This window comes from Mycobacterium sp. 050128 (assembly GCF_036409155.1).
Classification (GTDB): domain Bacteria; phylum Actinomycetota; class Actinomycetes; order Mycobacteriales; family Mycobacteriaceae; genus Mycobacterium.
The window spans coordinates 1,959,057-1,979,494 of the sequence record NZ_JAZGLW010000001.1 but is presented as its reverse complement, the minus strand read 5'-3'; the positions used below and the strand labels follow the sequence as shown (position 1 = coordinate 1,979,494).

The 20,438-nt window shown below is 66.0% G+C and carries 20 protein-coding genes and 1 tRNA gene; 14 read left to right on the top strand and 7 right to left on the bottom strand.

Annotated elements, in window-relative coordinates; all coding sequences use genetic code 11:
* Positions 1-91: 91 nt before the first annotated feature.
* The 6 genes from ponA2 (at position 92) to SKC41_RS09455 (ending at position 7,554) form a co-directional block, all read left to right on the top strand.
* A complete protein-coding gene (gene ponA2 / locus SKC41_RS09480) occupies positions 92-2,518 on the top strand; it encodes a transglycosylase/D,D-transpeptidase PonA2 (RefSeq protein WP_330977393.1) in 2,427 nt (808 codons plus the stop codon).
* 46 nt (positions 2,519-2,564) lie between these two features.
* Positions 2,565-3,524 carry a metallophosphoesterase gene (locus SKC41_RS09475; protein ID WP_330977392.1) on the top strand — a complete coding sequence of 320 codons (960 nt, stop codon included), beginning with the start codon at positions 2,565-2,567 and terminating at the stop codon, positions 3,522-3,524.
* Entirely contained in the window at positions 3,521-4,627 is a 1,107-nt protein-coding gene (locus SKC41_RS09470; protein WP_330977391.1) for a PLP-dependent cysteine synthase family protein, read from the top strand. The genes SKC41_RS09475 and SKC41_RS09470 overlap by 4 nt, the downstream gene beginning before the upstream one ends.
* A 70-nt stretch (positions 4,628-4,697) precedes the next feature.
* A tRNA-Pro gene (locus tag SKC41_RS09465) sits at positions 4,698-4,774 on the top strand.
* Between the two features lie 81 nt (positions 4,775-4,855).
* The gene (locus SKC41_RS09460) at positions 4,856-6,121 is read left to right on the top strand and encodes a COG4705 family protein (RefSeq protein ID WP_330977390.1); all 1,266 of its coding nucleotides are present in this window, start codon (positions 4,856-4,858) and stop codon (positions 6,119-6,121) included.
* A 14-nt stretch (positions 6,122-6,135) separates the two neighbouring features.
* Positions 6,136-7,554, top strand: coding sequence for a sensor histidine kinase (locus SKC41_RS09455; RefSeq protein ID WP_330977389.1), 1,419 nt, complete (start codon positions 6,136-6,138; stop codon positions 7,552-7,554).
* Here SKC41_RS09455 and SKC41_RS09450 read toward each other — a convergent pair.
* The gene (locus SKC41_RS09450; protein WP_330977388.1) at positions 7,500-8,204 is read right to left on the bottom strand and encodes a response regulator transcription factor; all 705 of its coding nucleotides are present in this window, start codon (positions 8,202-8,204) and stop codon (positions 7,500-7,502) included. The two genes, SKC41_RS09455 and SKC41_RS09450, sit on opposite strands and share 55 nt — an antisense overlap.
* 203 nt (positions 8,205-8,407) lie before the next feature.
* Between SKC41_RS09450 and SKC41_RS09445 the strand changes: the two genes are divergently transcribed.
* Complete coding sequence (locus SKC41_RS09445) at positions 8,408-9,247, top strand: COG4705 family protein (protein WP_442931580.1); 840 nt, start codon at positions 8,408-8,410, stop codon at positions 9,245-9,247.
* A 101-nt stretch (positions 9,248-9,348) separates the two neighbouring features.
* Here the strand turns inward: SKC41_RS09445 and SKC41_RS09440 are convergent, their stop codons facing one another.
* The gene (locus SKC41_RS09440; protein ID WP_330977387.1) at positions 9,349-10,548 is read right to left on the bottom strand and encodes a PPE family protein; all 1,200 of its coding nucleotides are present in this window, start codon (positions 10,546-10,548) and stop codon (positions 9,349-9,351) included.
* A gap of 20 nt (positions 10,549-10,568) precedes the next feature.
* Positions 10,569-11,765, bottom strand: coding sequence for a PPE family protein (locus tag SKC41_RS09435; RefSeq protein ID WP_442931674.1), 1,197 nt, complete (start codon positions 11,763-11,765; stop codon positions 10,569-10,571).
* A 454-nt stretch (positions 11,766-12,219) separates the two neighbouring features.
* On the opposite strand from SKC41_RS09435, the gene SKC41_RS09430 reads away from it, so the two are divergent.
* Positions 12,220-12,786, top strand: coding sequence for a hypothetical protein (locus SKC41_RS09430; protein ID WP_330977385.1), 567 nt, complete (start codon positions 12,220-12,222; stop codon positions 12,784-12,786).
* 74 nt (positions 12,787-12,860) lie between these two features.
* Here SKC41_RS09430 and SKC41_RS09425 read toward each other — a convergent pair whose 3' ends face one another.
* Both SKC41_RS09425 and SKC41_RS09420 read right to left on the bottom strand, forming a co-directional pair.
* Positions 12,861-13,241, bottom strand: a complete 381-nt coding sequence (locus SKC41_RS09425) for a thiol-disulfide oxidoreductase DCC family protein (protein ID WP_330977384.1) — start codon at positions 13,239-13,241, stop codon at positions 12,861-12,863.
* A gap of 24 nt (positions 13,242-13,265) precedes the next feature.
* Complete coding sequence (locus SKC41_RS09420) at positions 13,266-13,565, bottom strand: DUF4193 domain-containing protein (RefSeq protein WP_330977383.1); 300 nt, start codon at positions 13,563-13,565, stop codon at positions 13,266-13,268.
* 533 nt (positions 13,566-14,098) lie between these two features.
* On the opposite strand from SKC41_RS09420, the gene SKC41_RS09415 reads away from it, so the two are divergent.
* On the top strand, positions 14,099-14,773 hold the full coding sequence (locus SKC41_RS09415; protein ID WP_330977382.1) for an HAD family hydrolase: 675 nt from the start codon (positions 14,099-14,101) through the stop codon (positions 14,771-14,773).
* Here the strand turns inward: SKC41_RS09415 and SKC41_RS09410 are convergent, their stop codons facing one another.
* A complete protein-coding gene (locus SKC41_RS09410; RefSeq protein WP_330977381.1) occupies positions 14,774-15,274 on the bottom strand; it encodes a DUF6328 family protein in 501 nt (166 codons plus the stop codon).
* Between the two features lie 82 nt (positions 15,275-15,356).
* A complete protein-coding gene (locus tag SKC41_RS09405) occupies positions 15,357-15,725 on the bottom strand; it encodes an STAS domain-containing protein (protein WP_330977380.1) in 369 nt (122 codons plus the stop codon).
* A 159-nt stretch (positions 15,726-15,884) separates the two neighbouring features.
* Between SKC41_RS09405 and SKC41_RS09400 the strand changes: the two genes are divergently transcribed.
* The 5 genes from SKC41_RS09400 to SKC41_RS09380 are packed head-to-tail and all read left to right on the top strand — an operon-like array spanning position 15,885 to position 20,431.
* Positions 15,885-16,766, top strand: coding sequence for an STAS domain-containing protein (locus SKC41_RS09400; protein ID WP_330977379.1), 882 nt, complete (start codon positions 15,885-15,887; stop codon positions 16,764-16,766).
* A 22-nt stretch (positions 16,767-16,788) separates the two neighbouring features.
* Positions 16,789-17,178 (top strand): STAS domain-containing protein, encoded by a 390-nt coding sequence (locus SKC41_RS09395; protein WP_330977378.1) that lies wholly within the window; start codon positions 16,789-16,791, stop codon positions 17,176-17,178.
* Positions 17,168-17,578 carry an anti-sigma regulatory factor gene (locus SKC41_RS09390; RefSeq protein ID WP_330977377.1) on the top strand — a complete coding sequence of 137 codons (411 nt, stop codon included), beginning with the start codon at positions 17,168-17,170 and terminating at the stop codon, positions 17,576-17,578. Before SKC41_RS09395 ends, SKC41_RS09390 begins: the two co-directional genes overlap by 11 nt.
* Entirely contained in the window at positions 17,571-18,197 is a 627-nt protein-coding gene (locus tag SKC41_RS09385) for a SpoIIE family protein phosphatase (RefSeq protein WP_330977376.1), read from the top strand. The genes SKC41_RS09390 and SKC41_RS09385 overlap by 8 nt, the downstream gene beginning before the upstream one ends.
* A complete protein-coding gene (locus tag SKC41_RS09380) occupies positions 18,194-20,431 on the top strand; it encodes a SpoIIE family protein phosphatase (RefSeq protein WP_330977375.1) in 2,238 nt (745 codons plus the stop codon). The genes SKC41_RS09385 and SKC41_RS09380 overlap by 4 nt, the downstream gene beginning before the upstream one ends.
* Positions 20,432-20,438 lie beyond the last annotated feature (7 nt).

The window sequence follows — 20,438 nt, the reverse complement described above, 5'->3', positions numbered from 1 at the left end:
GATTAGCAGGAAAGTTGCAGGTCACGCGTTCTCGATCCGCTGTGCGGATCGACGGCGCGTCGCGCGACAACGGCCGGTTACTGTAGTACGCATGTCAGACCGCCCCCCGGCAGCTCTCACGATTCTTAAGCTGGCTGGCTGCTGTCTACTCGCGAGCGTGGTCGCCACGGCGCTGCTGTTCCCGATGGCCGGCGGGCTGGGACTGATGTCCAACCGGGCCTCCGAGGTGGTCGCCAACGGCTCGGCACAACTTCTCGAGGGGCAGGTGCCCGCCGTCTCGACGATGGTGGACGCGAAGGGCAACACCATCGCGTGGCTGTACGAGCAGCGCCGGTTCGAGGTGCCCACCGACAAGATCGCCAACACGATGAAGCTGGCGATCGTGTCGATCGAGGACAAGCGGTTCGCCGAACACAACGGGGTGGACTGGAAGGGCACGCTGACCGGGCTGGCGGGCTATGCGTCCGGCGACGTCGACACCCGAGGGGGTTCGACGATCGAGCAGCAGTACATCAAGAACTACCAACTATTGGTGACCGCGAAGACCGACGCCGAAAAGCGCGCGGCCGTCGAAACCACGCCGGCCCGCAAGCTGCGCGAGATCCGGATGGCGCTCACGCTCGACAAGACCTTCACCAAGCCGGAGATCCTCACCCGCTACCTGAACCTCGTCTCCTTTGGTAACGGCTCGTTCGGCGTGCAGGACGCGGCGCAGACCTACTTCGGTATCAATGCGTCGGATCTCAACTGGCAGCAGGCGGCGCTGCTGGCGGGCATGGTGCAGTCGACCAGCACACTCAATCCCTACACCAACCCCGACGGTGCCCTGGCCCGGCGGAACCTGGTGCTCGACACGATGATTCAGAACCTGCCGCAGGAGACCGATGCGCTGCGTGCCGCCAAGGCGACGCCGCTGGGAATCTTGCCGCAGCCCAACGAGCTGCCGCGCGGTTGCATCGCCGCGGGCGACCGCGCCTTCTTCTGTGACTACGTCCAGGAGTACCTGTCGCGCGCCGGCATCAGTAAGGAACAGGTGGCCAGGGGCGGCTATCTGATCCGCACGACGCTGGACCCCGACGTGCAGATCCCGGTCAAGAGCGCCATCGACAAGTTCGCCAGCCCGACTCTGCCCGGTATCTCGAGCGTGATGAGCGTGATCAAGCCGGGCAAGGATTCGCACAAGGTGATGGCCATGGCCAGCAACCGCACCTACGGACTCGACGTCGACGCCGGCCAGACCATGCGCCCGCAGCCCTTCTCGCTCGTCGGCGACGGCGCGGGGTCGGTGTTCAAGATCTTCACTACCGCCGCCGCGCTCGACATGGGGATGGGCATCAACGCCACCCTTGAGGTGCCGCCGCGGTTCCAGTCCAAGGGCCTGGGTAGTGGTGGCGCCAAGGGCTGCCCCAAAGACACCTGGTGTGTGGTCAACGCCGGCAACTACCGGGGCTCGATGAACGTCACCGAGGCGCTGGCCACCTCGCCCAACACCGCGTTCGCCAAGCTGATCTCGCAGGTCGGGGTGACGCGCACGGTCGACATGGCGGTCAAGCTCGGGCTGCGGTCCTACGCCGACCCCGGCACGGCCCGTGACTACAACCCCGACAGCAACGAAAGCCTGGCCGATTTCGTCAAGCGGCAGAACATTGGGTCGTTCACCCTCGGCCCGATCGAGGTGAACGCCCTGGAGCTGTCGAATGTCGCGGCCACGCTGGCCTCGGGCGGTGTGTGGTGCCCGCCCAACCCGATCGACAAGCTGATCGACCGCAACGGCAATGAAGTCGCGGTGACCACCCAGACCTGCGACCAGGTGGTGCCCGAAGGGCTGGCCAACACCCTGGCCAACGCGATGAGCAAGGACGCGACCGGCGGCGGTACCGCGGCCGGTTCGGCCGGCGCCGCGGGCTGGGACCTGCCGGTGTCGGGTAAGACCGGCACCACCGAGGCCCACCGTTCCTCCGGGTTCGTCGGGTTCACCAGCCGCTACGCCGCGGCCAACTACATCTACGACGACTCCACCTCGCCGACCGATCTGTGCTCGGCCCCGTTGCGCCACTGCGGCGAGGGCGACCTGTACGGCGGTAACGAGCCCGCGCGGACCTGGTTCACCGCCATGAAACCGATCGCCACCAGCTTCGGCGACATCAAGTTGCCGCCGACGGATCCGCGCTACGTCGAGGGCTCGCCCGGCTCGCGGGTGCCGAGCGTGGCCGGCATGGACGTCGACGCGGCGCGCTCACGCCTGAAGGAGGCCGGCTTCCAGGTCGCCGACCAGACCAATTCGGTCAACAGCACCGCGAAGTTGGGCGAGGTGGTCGGGACGTCGCCGTCGGGCAACACGATCCCCGGCTCGGTCGTCACCATTCAGGTCAGTAACGGCATCCCGCCGCCTCCGCCTCCGCCGCCGGACGGTGCGCCGCTGCCGGTCGGCTCGCAGGTCGTGGAAATCCCGGGTCTACCGCCGATCACCATTCCGCTGCTGGCGCCGCCCCCACCGCCCGGACAGCCGCCTCCGTAGGCGCGCAAGACGCTCCCGAGTCCGCAACCGGCAGTAGGCTGCGTGCATGGCTGATGTTTTGCCCGCCCTGATCCGCACGGGCGCTGTCACGCTCGGTTCGACGGTCGCCGGCATCGGTTACGCCGCGGTCGTTGAGCGCAACGCCTTCGTCCTGCGCGAGATAACCATGCCCGTCTTGTCGCCGGGTTCCACGCCGCTGCGCGTACTGCATATCAGCGATCTGCACATGATGCCCAACCAGCGCCGCAAGCAGGCCTGGCTGCGCGAGTTGTCCGGCTGGGAGCCCGACCTGGTGGTCAACACCGGCGATAACCTGGCCCACCCCAAAGCGGTCCCCGCGGTCATCCAGGCGCTGGGCGACCTGCTGTCGCGGCCGGGTGTCTTCGTCTTCGGCAGCAACGACTACTTCGGGCCGCGGCTGAAGAACCCGTTGAACTACCTGACCAACCCGTCCCACCGGATCAAGGGTGAACCCCTGCCCTGGCAGGATCTGCGGGCGGCGTTCACCGAGCGTGGCTGGCTTGATCTCACCCATACCCGCCGCGAGTTCGAGGTAGCCGGCCTGCACCTCGCCGCGGCCGGCGTGGACGACCCGCACATCGACCGCGATCGCTACGAGACGATCGCGGGCCCGGCCAGCCCGGCGGCGAATCTGCGACTGGGCCTGGTGCACTCCCCCGAGCCGCGCGTGCTGGATCGCTTCGCCGCCGACGGCTACCAGCTGGTGATGGCCGGACACACGCACGGCGGTCAGCTGTGCCTGCCGTTCTTCGGCGCGCTGGTGACCAATTGCGGTCTGGACCGCACCCGGGCCAAGGGGCCGTCCCGCTGGGGAGCCAACATGCAATTGCATGTCTCCGCGGGACTGGGTACCTCCCCGTTCGCGCCGGTGCGGTTCTGCTGCCGGCCCGAAGCGACCCTGCTGACGTTGATCGCCGCCCCGATGGGTGGACGGGATTCCAACAGCAACCTGGGTCGCTCGCAGCCCGCGGCATCCCTGCGTTGAACGATCGGACCCAGACCGCGGACCGCAGCCGGTCCCGCGGCTGGACCGACAATGCGATCCGGGTGATCGAGGCCGATGCCCGTCGCAGCGCCGACACCCACCTGTTGCGCTACCCGCTGCCGTCGGCCTGGGGCACGGACGCCGACATCGCGCTGTACCTCAAGGACGAGTCGACGCACATCACCGGCAGCCTCAAGCACCGGCTGGCGCGCTCGTTGTTTCTGTATGCGCTATGCAACGGCTGGATCGGCGAGGGCACCACGGTCGTCGAGGCGTCGTCGGGTTCGACGGCGATCTCCGAGGCGTACTTCGCGTCGCTGCTGGGCCTGCCGTTCGTCGCCGTGATGACAGAGAGTACCAGCTCATCCAAAGTGGCGCTGATCGAATCACAAGGCGGCCGTTGCCATTTCGTGCAGAACTCCAGCGAGGTGTACGCCGAGGCGCAGCGCGTCGCCCGCGAGACCGGCGGCCACTACATGGACCAGTTCACCAACGCCGAGCGGGCCACCGACTGGCGCGGCAACAACAACATCGCCGAGTCGATCTTCGCGCAGATGCGCGACGAAAAGTACCCGATCCCGGCGTGGATCGTCGTCGGCGCGGGCACCGGCGGAACCAGCGCGACGATCGGGCGCTACATCCGCTACCTGCGCTACGCCACCGGGTTGTGCGTCGTCGACCCGGAGAACTCCGCGTTCTTCCCCGCGTATGCCGAACGGCGCTACGACCTCGTGATGCAGACGTCGTCGCGGATCGAGGGGATCGGGCGGCCGCGCGTCGAGCCGTCGTTTCTGCCCGAGGTGGTCGACCGCATGGTCGCGGTGCCCGACGCCGCGTCGATCGCCGCCGCCCGACACGTCAGCGCCGTGCTGGGGCGGCGGGTGGGACCATCGACCGGAACCAATCTGTGGGGCGCCTTCGGGCTGCTGGCCGAGATGGTCGCCGCGGGCCGCGGCGGCTCAGTGGTCACGCTGATCGCCGACAGCGGTGACCGCTACGCCGACACCTATTTCAATGACGAATGGGTCGCCGAGCAGGGGCTCGATCTCACCCCTCCGGCCGCGGCGCTGGTCGAATTCGAGCGGAACAGCAGTTGGACCTAGCTCTCGGGGGCCCGCTGCCAGCGGTTTGGGCAGTCGGCGGGCCGGTGCGATAGGCTGTCGAGGCTTCAAGCGGGGTGTGGCGCAGCTTGGTAGCGCGCTTCGTTCGGGACGAAGAGGCCGTGGGTTCAAATCCCGCCACCCCGACCATGATTAGCTGCCGGCTGTCGTGGTTTTTCTTTGACAATTCCTAAGCGTTAACTCAGCGACTCATCTGTACCTTCGGGCGCCATGAGCCAGATGCTGCGTTCCATCGCCCTCCGCAATCCCCGCCGGATGCTCAGCAAGGTCCCTGAGGTCACCGTGTGGTTCTGGATCATCAAGATCCTGTGCACCACTGTCGGGGAAAGTTTCGCCGACTGGATCAGTACCACGGTGGGCCTTGGCCTCAGCGTGACGGCGCTGATCTTCACCGTCGGCCTGGGCATCGTTTTGGCCTTCCAGTTGATCGTCGACCGCTACGTGCCGATCGTCTACTGGTTGGCCGTTGTCGTGCTGAGCATCACCGGCACGCTCTACACCGACCTGCTGACCGACAAGCTGCATGTGCCACTGGCGGTCAGCACGGCCGTGTTCGCGGCGACGTTGGCGATCGTCTTCGGGGTCTGGTACGCCCGGGAACGCACGCTGTCGATCCACAGCATCGTCACGACGCCGCACGAATTGTTCTACTGGCTCGCGGTGCTGGTCACCTTCGCGCTGGGTACTGCCGTCGGCGACTGGACATTACAGCTCACCGGCTGGGGGCCGGGCACCTCGGTGCTGCTGCCGGCCGCCCTGATCGCCTCGATTGCGCTCGGCTGGCGGGCGGGCGCCAACCCGGTGCTGTCCTTCTGGCTGGCCTACATTCTGACCCGCCCGCTGGGCGCCAACCTCGGCGACTGGCTGGCCTCCGCACCCGCCAACCACGGTCTGGGCTGGGGAACCGCGATCACCAGCGCCATCTTCTTGGCCGCGATCCTCGCCACGGTCGGGTATCTGATGGTCAGCCGCAGCGACGTCATCACCGACGAAATCCCAACCCGTGCAACGACTGTCACCACGACTCCGAAGCGCGAGCGGCTGATGGTGGGTTACTACACGGCGGCGGCGGTTGCCACCGGCGCACTGCTGCTCTGGAGCGGCCATGGCCATGCCGACGGCCCCGAAACCGATGACGATTCGGACTCGGCCAGCACTGCCACGATCACCGCCCCCGCACAGCCCGGACTACTCACGTCGGCCTTCCCGCCGGCACAGGTTGCCACCTTCCGGTCCATCACCCAGGACACGCTTTCCAAATTGCAGGCCGGCGATCAGGCCGGCGCCAAGGCCCGGATCAAGGACCTGGAAACCGCATGGGACAACGACGAGTCGAAGCTCAAGCCGTTGAACCAGACCGCCTGGCATACCCTCGACAAGCAGATCGATGGCGTACTGGCAGCTCTGCGGGCGCCGATGCCCAACCCGGCCACCGAGAAGCAGCGCGTGACCGCATTGTTGAGCGCGCTGCAGTAGTACGGTCCGTGCTGATGGCACATTCAGGCCGGACGCCGACGCTGCTGCACCCACGAGCGTGGAGCATCTCGGCGCGCTCGGCGTTGGTGTCGGCGACGGTCATCCTGGTGGCGCTCATCATGGCCGGTGCCGTCCTGCTGTTGGTGTTGCACTTCGCGCTGATTTCGGCCGCTGACGACGCGGCGCGGAGTCGGCTGCGCGACATCGCCAGAACGCTGCAGTCGGAAACCACCCCCGACATCGATCCGCCCCTTTTGGCCACCGACCAACGCATCGTCGCCGTCCAAATTATCGACGGTGCAGGGCATTCGGTGGCCTCGTCGAGCTCCACACCCGAGCCGCCGATGGTGGCGCTCAACACGGTCGGAAGTACCCCACAAATCGGAATCACCGGCGCCGCAGTGCGAATGCACGACGTCCGGGTGGCCGCGCAGTCACTCGACACACCGACGGGACATTACGTCGTACTCGTCGGGGCCGGCACCGACGACGTGGAAGCCACCGTCTCCACGGTGGCTATCGGCCTGGCCGCGGCCGCGCCGTTGGTGGTCGCGGCGGCGGGCGTGGCCACCTACCTTCTGGTGCGGCGGTCACTGCGTTCGGTGGAAGCGATTCGCTCGCGGGTCGCCGACATCAGTGCCTCCGATCTCGCCGAGCGGGTGCCGGTGCCACCGCAACGTGACGAGATCTACACGCTGGCAACCACAATGAACCAGATGTTGTCGCGCCTCGAATCCAGCCAAACCACCCAACGCCGGTTCATCGCCGACGCCTCCCATGAACTGCGCAGCCCGCTGTCCACCGTGATCTCGGCACTCGAGGTCGGCGTCGCCCACCCCGAGCTTCTCGACGTTCGGCTCGCCGCCGACACGTTGCTACCGGAAGCGCGTCGAATGCAGGCGCTGGTGGAGGACCTGCTACTGCTGGCCCGAGCCGACGAACGCGGGCTGGCGCTGCGCCGCACCGACACCGACCTCGACGACCTGGCCGTCACCGAGGTCACCCGGCTGCGGCGCGAGACGACGCTGGACGTACACGCCGAACTCACTCCGACGCGGCTGGTCGGTGACGCGAGCGCGCTGGCGCGTGTGCTGCGTAACCTGCTCGACAACGCGGCGCGGCACGCGACGTCGCGGGTCGAGGTGACGGTGCGGCCCGAAGACGGTCAAGTTTGCCTAACCGTGGCCGACGACGGCCCCGGGATCGCGCCCGCCGACCGGCTACGGGTGTTCGAGCGGTTCGTGCGCCTGGACACCGACCGCTCTCGCAGCGGCGGCGGCACCGGACTGGGACTGGCCATCGTGTTCGAAATCGTTGCCGCACACGGCGGTAGCGTGCATATCGACGACCGCTCGGGTGGCGGCACCGCGGTGGTCGTTCAGCTCCCGCTGGACGCCGCGACGCCGGCGTCCTCCCCGGCCTCCAACCGGTAGCCGACCCCACGCACCGTCGCAATTGTGTTGGTGCCAAACGGCAAATCGATCTTGCGCCGCACATAGAAGACATAGACCTCGACGAGGTTGTCGTCGCCGGAGAAGTGCGGATCCCAGACGTTGTGCAGGATGTCGGTCTTACTGACCACCGTGCCCTTGTTGCGCATCAGGTAGTGCAGCAGCCCGTACTCGCGCGGTGTCAACGCGATCGTGTCGCCGTTGCGGCGCACGACGCGGCGCGCCGGATCCAACGACAGAGTGCCCGCGGTCAACACGACCGGTCGGTGCGGGGCGCCTCGGCGAACCAGCGCCCGCAGCCGCGCGACCAGCACGATGAATGAAAAGGGTTTGGTCAGATAGTCATCGGCGCCCAGGTCGAACGCGTCCGCCTGCTCGTAGTCGCCGTCTTTGGCCGACAGCATCAACACCGGTGTCCACACCTGAGCCGCGCGCATACGGCGCACCACCTCGTAGCCGCTGATCCCGGGCAGCATTATGTCCAAAATGATCGCGTCGAAACGGTGCTCGGTGGCCTCCCACAACCCGTCGTTACCGTTGTCGGCAGTGGTGACCACGCATCCCTCGGCACGCAAGCCCATCGTCAGCGTCGCCGCCAGCCGCGGTTCGTCCTCGACGACCAGCACCTTCACCCGCCCAGCCCCTTCTCATCGTGGCATCGCGGATCCCGCGGCAAGCCCACTTGACCACGGTGGCACGAGAACGCTGAGAAATCACTTAAGAGGTTCACATCGTCATGCACACAGCTGACCCATAAGGTATCTCAGCGTCTTCTCAACTCGGCTCGGCAACGATAGGGATAACTACGCGGCCCGCAATCGACAGGTGATCATCCATGAGTGACATGACGAAGCAGGCGTTGAGCAAGGTACCGGCGGTGACCCTCGGTTTTTGGGTCATCAAGGTGCTGGCGACGACGCTGGGCGAGACGGGCGGCGACACCGTCACGATGACGCTGGATTGGGGATATCTGGCGGGGGTGGCCCTGTTCGGCGGTGCCCTGATCGCCCTGGTCGTCGCGCAGATTTTGGCCAAGCGCTTCCATGCCGTCCTCTACTGGCTGACGATCGTCGCCTCGACGACCTTCGGCACCGTGCTGGCCGACTTCGCCGACCGCTCGCTCGGGATCGGCTACGCGGGCGGCTCGCTCCTGCTGCTGTTCTTGCTGTTGGCCACCCTCGGGCTCTGGCATTGGTCACAGGGGACGGTCTCGGTGAATACCGTCTCGACGCCGAAAGTCGAAGCCTTCTACTGGGCCACCATCACCTTTTCGCAGACCCTGGGCACCGCACTCGGCGATTGGCTCGCCGACGACGGGGGGCTCGGGTACGAGGGCGGTGCGCTGGTGTTCGGCGTCGCGTTGCTGGTGGTCGCGGGTCTCTATTTCTGGACGAGCATTTCGCGGGTCACCCTGTTCTGGCTGGCTTTCATCCTGACCCGACCCCTTGGCGCGACCATCGGCGATTTCCTCGACAAGCCCGTCGATCACGGCGGCCTGGACCTGAGCCGCCCGCTCGCCTCGGCGGTGCTCGCGGGCGTCATCATCGTTTTGCTGATCGTGTTGCCGCAACGGCCGGGCCGGCATCCCGGCTCCGATCTGGACACCGAGGCGACGAAGTCGGAACCCGACGTGGTCGACGATGCCTCGCGCGATGCCGGTCCAGGTGCCAGCTGACCGGCCTTAATAGTTCCTGCCGCCGCCGGCATCGAGAAGTTCGGGGCAGTAAGCGCTGGCGGCGGCGGTGGTCCGGGCTCGGCACGGCTTTCATCTGTCCGCTAACCAGCGGCCGGTGAGCGCCCGATGACCCGGGGCCGGAACCCGTAGCTGGGGTCGGCGAATTCGTCTTCGTGTGGACCGGGAATGCCGGCCAGGGGCACGCCCGGCATTCCCACTGCCCCAACCTCTTCCATCACCATTGGGGTCGCGGCGCCGAAGCCGTGGTAGGCGCCTGCCCCGATCCGAGTTGTCGTGGCAACAGTGCTGACCGTCGCCCCGGCGCCGGCCCAACTCGGCGGGGCCGACAGGGCTCCCACCAGGCGGGCCTCGCCTAGGGCGGCCGATGCTGCCGCGCCGGGCAGGCTCGTCGTTGATGACACAGCAGCGGCGCCACCAAGGCCGGCGGCCAAATCCCCCAGCCCCGACGTGGTTGCGCCGACCGCGCCCAGGCCGTTGATCGTCACCATCGAATCGATAAATGACGTCGGGTTCAGGATCCCGTTGGTGGTGAAGGCGTTAGACAGGCCCGAGACCGAGGCATTGTTCAGGAAAGCCCCGATCAGGTTCTGGTTGGAGTTGCTGAAGAAGTTCATGATGCCGGCAAGGCCATCAGTGGACGTATTCGAATTCGGCGAAAGGCCAAGCCAATCCCAGATACTGGACGCCTGAGTGACGGCCGGGGCCGCCAGGGCGTTGTTGACCGCCTCGGCCTGCTGAGCCGTTGCGCCCGCGGTGGCGTCGGACTGCGGCTGGCTGAACGGCGTCATCTCGCTGGCCGCGCGCGACGCGCTGGTATAGCTGCTCATCGCCGCGGCATCTTGTGCCCACATCTCGCCGTACTGAGCCTCGGTGGCCGCGATCACCCCGGTGTTTTGGCCGAAGATGTTGCTTGCCACCAGGTTTGCTTGCAACGTGCGGTTGGCCGCGACGACGGCCGGAGGCACCGTCGCGGCAAAAGCCGTCTCATATGCGGCGGCCGCCGCGTTGGCCTGCGCGCCGGCTCGCTCGGCCGCCACGGCGGCAGTCTCCAGCCATTCGATATATGGTTGAACGGCCGCCGCCATCTTCGCCGAAGCCGGGCCCAGCCACCCCTCACTCACCAGTGAGCTGATGACCGCATCGTAACTGATTGCCGCCGAATGTAATTCAGCGGCCATGGCATTCCATGCGGCCGCGGCCGCCAGCATCGATCCCGCCCCGGGACCCGCGTACATCTTCGCCGAGTTGACTTCCGGCGGCAACGCCCCAAAATTCAGCATGGCATTTCTCCTGAAGTCGCTTAACCGGCGGCCGGCGGACGCGGGATGACGACGGGGCGAATTCCGTATCGAGGGATGGAACGGCGTAACCTGCGGCCGTTACCACCCAGCTGCCCTGCGACACCGCCCGGGCCGCCCGCCGCGGATGAACCGATGCCACTGAGCCCGGTGACCGGCGCCGCCGCTTGAGCGGGAGTGATGTTGGCCGCGGAGACCCAGCCCTGTGGCACCGAAATCGACCCCACCAGATGCGCATTGGCTACCCCGGCCGATGCGCCGGACCAGCCGCCCAACGAGACGGTGCTCGATGCCAGCGCGGCAGTCCCGGCGCCCTCCGCGCCGAAGCCGAACTCATCCAGACCCGACATTATGGTGGCGCTTGATCCCATAGCACCCACACCCACCGCCGATGCCAGGATGGTCTGCGGGTTGAACGGACCGCCGCCAAGGGAACCGGTGACGACCGAGTTGCTGAAAAAGGTGCTCCCCAGAAAGCTTCCCAGCGCGCTGTTGTTCGACCCGTCCAACAGACCCGTCAGGTAATCAGGCAAAGTTCCTTGGGGTGCCGCGGCAGCAAGAGCATTCGCGTCATCCGCTGCGAGGCTATTGGCCGACACCAACGAACTCGCATTCCCGGGCGCGGTGTTCACCGCCCGGGAGACGGCCTCGTTTTGTCCGGCCACCGCGTCGGGAGCGGTATTCGTTTGCGGCGAGGTGAACGGCGTCAGCTGTATCGCGTTCGACGCCATGGCGTAGCCATTCATCGCTGCGGCATCCTGGGCCCACATTTCGGCATACTGGGCTTCGGTTGCCGCGATCGCCGCTGTGTTTTGACCGAAGACGTTAGTAGCCAACAGGTTTGTCAGCAGGGCGCGGTTGGCCGCCACGACCGGCGGAGGCACGGTCATCGCGAACGCCGCCTCGAAAGCCGCCGCAGCGGCGTTGGCGTGCATGCCGGTAAGCTCGGCCTGCACCGCAGTAGTGTTGAGCCACGCAATATAGGGCGCAGCCGCGGCCAACATCGACGTCGATGACGGACCGTGCCAGCCTGAGCTGATCAGTTCCCCGATCACTGAACCGTAAGCTTTTGCCGTAAAGCGTATTTCGGCTGCCAGCTCGTACCAGGTGGCACCAGCTGACAGCAATGGCCCCGGACCGGGGCCGGAATACATTCTGGCCGAATTGATTTCCGGCGGTAACGCCGCAAAATCCAGCATGGCTCCCCCCTTGGGTTTCATCGGCGTTCTCCGTACTACGCGTCGTGGCGTGTGGCTACCGCCGCGTCGGCGGCTGCTTCACACGGGTCTTCCGGCCGGTCGCCGAACGGATCGTCGCAAATCGATCCGGCCGCACGGCGAGCGAAAAACGTTGTCAACGAGCAGCACTACCCGGTGTTGCTCACAGCGCCCGAGGCTACAGATTCATCGCTGAGCCATCGCTGAGAAATCATTGGAATACGGCCTGTATCAGTTATTGGTTTCTTGCCGAAACGTTTCCCGCCGTCCGTGCCGAGATTTTCCGGCATTTGCTCCGCGCGTTCGGGGGCCGTCGCGGCGTCCATCGGCCCGGCTAGCACCGGTGAGCCACGATCGGCTCGCTCACATGTGGCCGCCGACCCAGGCGGCAATCGTCGCCTCGCCGAGGCGGGAACCCGGCATTAAACTGGCGCGCATGGCGGCAGTCAGGCCGATCCCCGAGCTGCGCGAGACGAGTCCGCGCCGGACCGACCTGCCCACCTCTGGGCCGAGAGGCGAATTTCCTTATCACCCAACTCTTTTAGAGATCGCCCAACGGCAGCAGGAGCTCGACGTCTGGGAGGCGCTGCAGGTTGGCGGCTACCGATTCGCCAAACCGGGCACGATCATCAGCTTTCTGGTCTCCGCCGTGATGCTGTTTCTCGCGCTCACGCCGATCCCGCCGAATTGGCCATGGAATATCCCGCTGGTTATCGTGGCGATCTTCGGTGCCGTGACCATGGTGGTGTGTGGCCTCTTGTGGTTCGACACCCCGAAAGCCGGCCCCCGCCCGCAGCGGCTGGCCATCGTGCCGTTCTCGCGGGCGGAGAACCTGCATCTGATGAACGCGCAGCCCGTCGAGCCGTACCTCGCGGCCTGCGCCTGCCCCGGCTGTGGCGACCAGTCCACCCATCTGGTTCGCCAGCCCGTCGAGGGTGAGCCGGAATGGTCGATCGTCATTCGGCAGTGCCGCGACTGCGGTCGCGAGTGGGCGCAGAGTTAGCTTACGCGCCATGTCCGATCGAAAAGATAACGCACAGAATGCATTTCACGCCGACGCCGACCCGGCGATGAATACTATTCGCAACGCTCGGGCTCGGCCTCGCACAGCGGCGTCGCACCGCGGAAACGGTAGCGGTGCGCCGAAACCCAGTGGTAGATGACGTTCTGCACGGCTGCCACGCCGGGGATCCGATAGATCCACAGCGGGATGCGGGTGCCCAGCGCCACCGACAGGGCCGCGTTCATTGCGTGCGCCCCATTCAAGATCACGCCGGACGAGTCCACCCACCAGGCGGATTCGAGCATTCGGTCGTCGGTGACGCCGAGTCGGTCGGCCATCCCGGGCGTCTGCATGGGTTCGACGCGCAACATGCCCGTCCGATCCCACCGAACCAACGCGTTGACCGCCCGGGTGCACACACCGCACCTGCCGTCAAAAACTAGAACGCCGTGCATCCTTGCATTGTAATTCCCGACCCACTAGGCACAGTCGGTGCAAACGGGATGCCCCGAGCTGGTCAGGACCATCCGGTGTCGGTGCTGGACCAGGAAGCAACTCGTGCAGGTGAATTCGTCGGACCGCTGCGGGATAACCGTGACGGCCAATTCCTCACCGGACAAATCCGCGCCGGGTAGCTCGAAGAAATGCACATCGTTGGGGTCCTCGTCGACAACTGCCGTGGACGATCCCGACAAGCTCGGATCCAGTTGGCTTAGCTCGGGCTCCTGGCTGTCGGCGTCGGTCACGCGACGTGCGTCGTAATCGCTAGCTGTCTTCATGGGCATACCTTTCCTGCAGGGTGGCGGGATGACGCACGTCCGATGTACTCCCCCATGGCACAACCGGTACCCCGTTCTGCGGCGCCCCACACTGTGGCAAACATAAGAAAAATTGCACGAACGACAATTCGGCGTGTGCGGACGGCCGAGCGAGCGATTAGCTGCTCAACGGGGGCGCGGGGGCGCCCGAGTCCACGGCCACGAGCTGCCGTTCCGCCTGGCGCCAATTCGTACAGGCCGACGCTCAGGGCCACCACCGCAACGGCGAGCGCGACCAGGCCGGGGACGTTAGCGGTGTCTTTGAGCGTTTCGCCGGCATGCTGGCGCGTGGTGCGCGCCTGGTCGTCCGGGTAGTCCATCCCCACTCCTCATGAATCGTGTTGCGGATTAACACTATTCACGTCGAGCGGATGCAATTGGTTCACACTCGTACGCAAAATGCGCCGCGCCGACAAGCTCGGTTGGCGCCTGCCCGCAGCCCAAAGCGGGTAATCGGCCGTGTCAGGCGAGCGCCACGTGGGTATGCCGCAGCGATGAATGCTCCCGCTGTCCTGTTCGATGTGGACGGAACCCTGGTCGATTCCAACTATCTGCACGTCTACGCGTGGCAACGTGCCTTCGACTCCGAAGAGCTAGCGGTCGCGGCGTGGAAGATCCACCGCGGCATCGGCATGGACGGCTCGACGTTGGTGCGCGCCCTGTCCGACGACGCCCCGGCGGACGTGCAAGAACGACTCAGCGACGCGCACAGCCGGTACTACCGGGAGATATCTGGACTGCTCACACCGCTGCCGGGTGCGCGGGAGTTGCTGCACCGCGTCGCCGATCTGGGTCTGCAGGTAGTACTGGCCAGCTCGGCGCCCGAGGACGAACTCGAGACGCTGCGCAAGGTGCTCGACTGCGACGACGTGATCTCAGCGTCGACGTCGTCCCGCGACGTCGACACCGCCAAACCCGAGCCGGGCATCGTGCAAGTGGCGCTGGACCGGGCCGGGGTGACATCCGAGCACGCGGTGTTCGTCGGCGACGCCGTCTGGGATGCCCACGCCGCCCAGGCGGCTGGAGTGCCGTGCATCGGCGTGCGAAGCGGCGGCACCTCCGATGCCGAACTGCGGGCGGCCGGCGCGTCACCGATCTTCGACGACCCGCGGGACCTTCTCGATCACGTGGACTCCACCCGCGTCGCGGCGCTCGCGCACAGCCGCTGACTACATACCCCGGGTACGCAGCGATAGCGGTAGCGCCCACCAAAAGATGGTGAACAACGCGAGTGCAGACGCTCCCGCAATCCATCCCGCGGCGGTTCCGGCCACGGCGTCAAAAATGATGACCGTTACCCCGGTCAGCGCCAATCCGAGCAGCGCCAGCCCGGCGAAGGCACACCGGTGCGCGGCCGACACCAGCACCTGCAAGCGATGCCGCCGGAACAGCAGCCGGTGTATACCGACCGGGGCGATCAGCAGCACCGTTGCCCCCACCGAACATCCCACCGTCACCAGGTAGGCGCTCCGCATCTGTTGATCGAGAACGTCGAACCGCTGCTGGAACGGGAGCGTCAGGAGGAACCCGGTGAGCAGCTGCACGCCGGTCTGCACCACGCGCAGTTCCTGTAACAGGCTGTTCCAGTTACGGTCCAGCCGCTCGGTTTCACTCTCACCGCGCTTATTGCGGTCCCACCGCTGGTCGTCTTCCGGGTGGTCGACATCCATGTCCGTGATCATCGCACCGAGAGCGACTCAAGCGCGGGACCCTGCAGCCGAGGCAACCCAAGGGGGTACCAGCAGGCGAACGTCAGTGGTTGAGTTTGTCGTCTCGCACGGCGGTCAACGCGTCGTCGAGCGTCGGATACAGAGGGAACGTCTTGTCCAGGCCGGTCAGATGGATCGGGCGCCGGGTCGCCGGACCACGCGCGACCACCCCGAACTCCGCCGACTTGCCGAGTTTCTCGTAGGTCGCCGCGAGGATCTTGAGCCCGACCGAGCCGAGGAACTCCACCGCGGACAGGTCGATGACCAGCGCGGTCGGCCCTTCCGCAACGACTGCACCGATGGCTTGCTCGAGGGCCGGAGCGGTGACCAAATCGATTTCACCGCTGACACTGACCACGGAAACCCCATCGTGGTCCGCAACCAACGTGGTGATCGAATCAGGAGCTGACAATGGCGATCCTTCGTCCGGGCCTTAAGTGTGGTGCAAGCCTAACCTGCCGTGCGAACTGCGAGAAGAAGAAGACCTCAACACCTGCCCCACGTCAAGCCAGGCTAGTCTCCCCGTAGAACCTGCGCACTGCGGAGCGCGACGCGGCACACGGGAGGCCAGATGTCAGATTCCAGCAGCACCGGCACCACCGCGAGCGTCTCGAGCGAAGGTCTGCTTCCCCAGCTAGTGCAGCACCTACGGCAAAATCGCACGGTTCTACGCGAGGAGTGGGCCCGAAGAATCGCCGAGGCCGAACTGCTGACCGCGATGACGCCGGAGGAACTTTTCTCCGAGGCGACCGCCGTCTACGACAACTACGTCGAGGTGCTCGAAACCGGTAGCGTCGAGGCGCTGCAGGCCTACGCCCGCGATCTGTCCGAGCGGATCATCCCGCGTGGGGTGGAAACCGACGAGGTCCTCGGCATCGTGCTGCTGCTGCGTGACGTGCTGGCACGCTCGCTGTTCGAGAAGTATCAAACCGAGTTCGAGATGCTGAACCGGGTGCTGGACGCCTATGAACCGGCCGCCAACCGTATCGCCAACACCGTGGGCGTGTCCTTCGTGCAAGAGCGCGAGCGCATCATCCGCCAGCAGCAGGAGGCGATCCGCGAGCTGTCCACGCCGGTGCTGCAGGTGCGCGAACAGTTGCTGATTCTGCCGATCATCGGTGTCCTGGACAGCCAGCGCGCCCGCCAGGTTACCGAGCAGCTGCTCAGAGCCATCCGCGCCAACCGCGCCAAAGTCGTCGTCATCGACATCACCGGTGTGCCGACCATCGACTCCACCGTGGCCAACCACCTGGTGCAGACGGTCGACGCGTCCGGCCTGATGGGCGCCAGCGTGATCATCACCGGTTTGTCCTCGGAGATCGCTCTGACGCTGGTGACGATCGGCCTGGATCTGTCGAAGATGAACGCCGTCGGTGACCTGCAGGGTGGTATCGAAGAAGCCGAGCGCCTGCTCGGCTATGAAGTCACGCGCACCGGCGAGCAGCCGGGGTGAGCACAACTGACACGGGCAGCGCATGCCAGTACCCATCCTGAAGCAGGGCTCGATCCTGATCGCCACGGTGCAGGCGGCCCTGTCCGACTCCGACACCGAGCGACTTCGATACGACCTGATGGAGCGGGTCAGCCGGTTCCGGGCCCAGGGCATCATCGTCGACGTCACCGCGATCGACGTGATGGATTCCTTTGCGGCCCGCTCACTGCGGACGATCGCTCACATGACCCGGCTGCGCGGCGCCGAGACCGTGATCGTGGGCCTGTCCCCGGAGGTCGCGTTCGCGATGGTCCAACTGGGGCTGACCTTCGACGATATGAACACCGCCCTGGACCTCGAAGAAGGCATCGCGCTGCTGAATCGCTCACGGGGGCTGGGTAAATCAACGATCGGGCGCGACGGTGGCGTGTGACATCATCGTCGCTATCAATAATCCCGACGACATCGTCGAAGCCCGCAAAGCCGGACACCAGCTCGCCCTAGAACTCGGGTTTTCGCTGACCGACGTCACGATGATCTCGACGGCGATCTCCGAAATCGCACGAAACATCACCAGCTACGCGGGCCGCGGCGCGGTGCGGGTCACGGTCGGGGATCGCGACGGCCGCCAGGCACTGGTCGTTCGCGCCGAGGATGACGGCCCGGGCATCGCCGACGTCGAGCGGGCGATGGAGGACGGTTACTCGACGGGTCGCGGGCTGGGCATGGGCCTGCCCGGGGCACGCCGTTTGATGGACCGGCTGATCGTGGAATCCGCACTCGGCAAGGGAACAGTCATCGAAATGTGGAAATGGGTTCCCGATCGTGCGTGAAAACGGTCGACTAGGGCCTTTCGAGTGGGCGAACGCGGGGCGCCCACTACCCGGCGAAAACACCAGCGGCGACCGAAAAATCGCGGTCGCCGTCGATAACAACGCCGCTCTGTTCGGTGTGGTCGACGGCCTCGGCCACGGCCCTGCTGCCGCCAGCGCCGCGATGCGTGCCGTCGACGCGGTCCAGCGGACCCCCGGCGAACGACTCGAGGTCCTGATCCAGCTGTGCCACCGTGTGTTGGGTGGGACCAGAGGAGTCGCCATGACGTTGGCGCGAGTGGATTTCGAGGCGAAAACGCTCACCTGGACCGGGGTGGGAAATGTCAGCGCCCACCTCGTCTCCAAAGATGTGACCGGCGTCCACATTCGGTCCAGTGCACGCCTTGCCGCCGGCATCGTCGGCTATCGGATCCCGGAAATCAGGCCTGCTCAGGTGGTTTCACTGCGAGTCGGCGACCTGATCGTGCTGGCCAGCGATGGCATCGCCGAGGATCACCTGGACCACATCGACTTCGCCGCGTCGGCCATGGTGATCGCCGACCACATTCTGGGTAAGCATGCGAAGGAGACGGACGACGCTATGGTGCTCGCCGTGCGTCACAGGGGAGCCTCCACATGACCGATGCAGACGACTTTCACGCCCAGTATCTCGCCGCGCTGCGCACCTATCTGGAGGCGCGCGACGACAGCATCCTGGCCGTCGGCCACGAACTTGGCCGGCGGGCACTGCAGGAACAAGTCAGCATGCTCGACATCATCGAGCAACATGTGCGCCTGGTCCTCGAGCTGTCCACGGACATTCAAACCGATGCACCGGTCGCGCTGGAATTCCTGCTGCAGACCCTGGCGCCGCTCGACGTCGCAACTCGGGGATTCCTGGACGGCACCAAGCGCTACGCGGAGCAGCGAGCCCGGGCCGACGGACTCGCCGACCGAGACAAATTCCGTACCGCTCTTGTGAATTCGTTGCAGGAAGGCTTCTTCGTCGCCGATCATGAGGGCTCGATCATCGAGGTGAACAACGCCTTCATCGAGATCCTCGGCTACCCCACCGAGGGCTTGCCCTACCGGTGGCCACACCCATGGCTGGTCGACAAGAAGACCGCGCGAGAACACCAATCCCGGGTCCGCAGCGAAGGCGGCACCCAGTACGAGACACCGATTCGGCATCGGGACGGGCATCTGGCCTGGGTGATGGTCAGCATCAATGCCGTCAAGGAATCCGAAACCGCCCAAGCGGTCTACGTGGGCACGGTTCGCGACGTCACCGCGGAACGGGCATTCGCGGCTCGCGAGAGTGCGGTCTTGCGGCTGGCCACCGCCGTGGCGGTAGCCAAAAGCGTTGCCGAGCTACTGGCGATCACCCTCGACGAATGCCGCACGGCGATCGGCGTCCAGCGGGTGATCGCCGTGACCTGGCCGGCCGGCGACGGCGAACCGACGGTTCAGGTGGCGGGCGAGCCCGCCGTGACAACCTGGCGCGGACTGGATCCCTGGTTGCGCGACACCTTTCAGGACGCCCGCCATCAGCTGCCGCTGACGGCCAAAACCGTTGAGCGCCCTAATAAGCCGGGCAAGGCGCAGGGATTGGTCGCGGTGCTCTCCGGGACCGGAGACCTTGCCCTGTGGCTGGAGCTCGGCGCACCACGGTGGCTCAGTGCGGAGGATCGGCTGTTGATCACGGTGCTGATCGGTCATCTGAGTCTGGCCATGCAGCATGTGCGCCAATTCGAGAGTGCCCGTGAGACATCGCTGACGTTGCAGCGCGCGATGTTGCCGCCCATCGAGTCGCCGCCGGGATTCGTGATGCGCTACGAGCCCGCCGTCCCGCCATTGGAGATCGGCGGCGACTGGTACGACGTGCTGTCGATCGGCGATCACCGCATCGGCATCGTCGTCGGCGACTGCGTGGGGCGGGGCCTGCCCGCCGCGGCGATCATGGGTCAGTTGCGCAGCTCGGCGCGCGCGCTATTGATCAACGGCGCCGGTCCCGCAGCGGTGCTCGAACAACTCGACCTGGCGGCCTCGCTCATTCCGAATGCGTACTGCACCACTGTTTTTCTCGCGATCCTGGATACCGAATCCGGCGTTTTGGAGTACAGCAATGCCGGTCATATGCCCGCGGTGCTCGCCGGGCCGTCGGGCACGACGGTGCTCACCGATGCCCGGTCGGTGCCACTCGCGGTCCTTCGAGACGACCCTCGCCCGCAGATTTCCCGGCGGCTGCCGTCCGGCTCGACGCTGATGGTGTTCACCGACGGATTGGTGGAACGCAAACACGAGTCGCTTGACGACGGAATAACCCGCGCCGCAGACGTTTTGGTGGAGACAAGGACGTTGCCGTTGGACGCCGTCGCCGATGCGGTGCTGCGCGAGCTGGCGCCGGTGGCAGGATACGACGACGATGTGGCGATGGTGATCTACCGGCACCAGCTGGCACCGCTTCGGATAGAAACACACGCTATCGCAGACGAATTGGCCAGCATCCGGCATCGGCTGGCCGACTGGCTCAGGGCCGCTGATGTCCCGGACGAACTCATCGACGACATCGTGCTGGTCGTCAACGAGGGATGCACCAACTGCGTCGAGCACGCCTACCGCGGACACGGCCTCGGGACAACCCTGCTCGAAGTCAAAACCGTGGACGGCCAAGTCCGTGCCCGCATCACGGACCGCGGTTCCTGGAAACCGCCGGCGATCAACCCGGGCAACAGCGGACGCGGCCTGATCCTGATGAGGGCGATCAGTGACATGATGGAGATCGACAGCAGCTCAACCGGAACCGTCGTGGACATCGCCTTCCGGCTACCGGCAGCACCCGCCGGCGCCGACGACTGGTCCGGTGGCCGCTAGAAAGGGC

Coding starts and splice junctions, on each gene's coding strand:
- ponA2 (WP_330977393.1), top strand. CDS start 92: ATGTCAGACCGCCCCCCGGCAGCTCTCACGATTCTTAAGCTGGCTGGC.
- SKC41_RS09475 (WP_330977392.1), top strand. CDS start 2,565: ATGGCTGATGTTTTGCCCGCCCTGATCCGCACGGGCGCTGTCACGCTC.
- SKC41_RS09460 (WP_330977390.1), top strand. CDS start 4,856: ATGAGCCAGATGCTGCGTTCCATCGCCCTCCGCAATCCCCGCCGGATG.
- SKC41_RS09455 (WP_330977389.1), top strand. CDS start 6,136: ATGGCACATTCAGGCCGGACGCCGACGCTGCTGCACCCACGAGCGTGG.
- SKC41_RS09445 (WP_442931580.1), top strand. CDS start 8,408: ATGAGTGACATGACGAAGCAGGCGTTGAGCAAGGTACCGGCGGTGACC.
- SKC41_RS09440 (WP_330977387.1), bottom strand. CDS start 10,548: ATGCTGAATTTTGGGGCGTTGCCGCCGGAAGTCAACTCGGCGAAGATG.
- SKC41_RS09435 (WP_442931674.1), bottom strand. CDS start 11,765: ATGCTGGATTTTGCGGCGTTACCGCCGGAAATCAATTCGGCCAGAATG.
- SKC41_RS09430 (WP_330977385.1), top strand. CDS start 12,220: ATGGCGGCAGTCAGGCCGATCCCCGAGCTGCGCGAGACGAGTCCGCGC.
- SKC41_RS09425 (WP_330977384.1), bottom strand. CDS start 13,241: ATGCACGGCGTTCTAGTTTTTGACGGCAGGTGCGGTGTGTGCACCCGG.
- SKC41_RS09420 (WP_330977383.1), bottom strand. CDS start 13,565: ATGAAGACAGCTAGCGATTACGACGCACGTCGCGTGACCGACGCCGAC.
- SKC41_RS09415 (WP_330977382.1), top strand. CDS start 14,099: ATGAATGCTCCCGCTGTCCTGTTCGATGTGGACGGAACCCTGGTCGAT.
- SKC41_RS09410 (WP_330977381.1), bottom strand. CDS start 15,274: ATGGATGTCGACCACCCGGAAGACGACCAGCGGTGGGACCGCAATAAG.
- SKC41_RS09400 (WP_330977379.1), top strand. CDS start 15,885: ATGTCAGATTCCAGCAGCACCGGCACCACCGCGAGCGTCTCGAGCGAA.
- SKC41_RS09395 (WP_330977378.1), top strand. CDS start 16,789: ATGCCAGTACCCATCCTGAAGCAGGGCTCGATCCTGATCGCCACGGTG.
- SKC41_RS09380 (WP_330977375.1), top strand. CDS start 18,194: ATGACCGATGCAGACGACTTTCACGCCCAGTATCTCGCCGCGCTGCGC.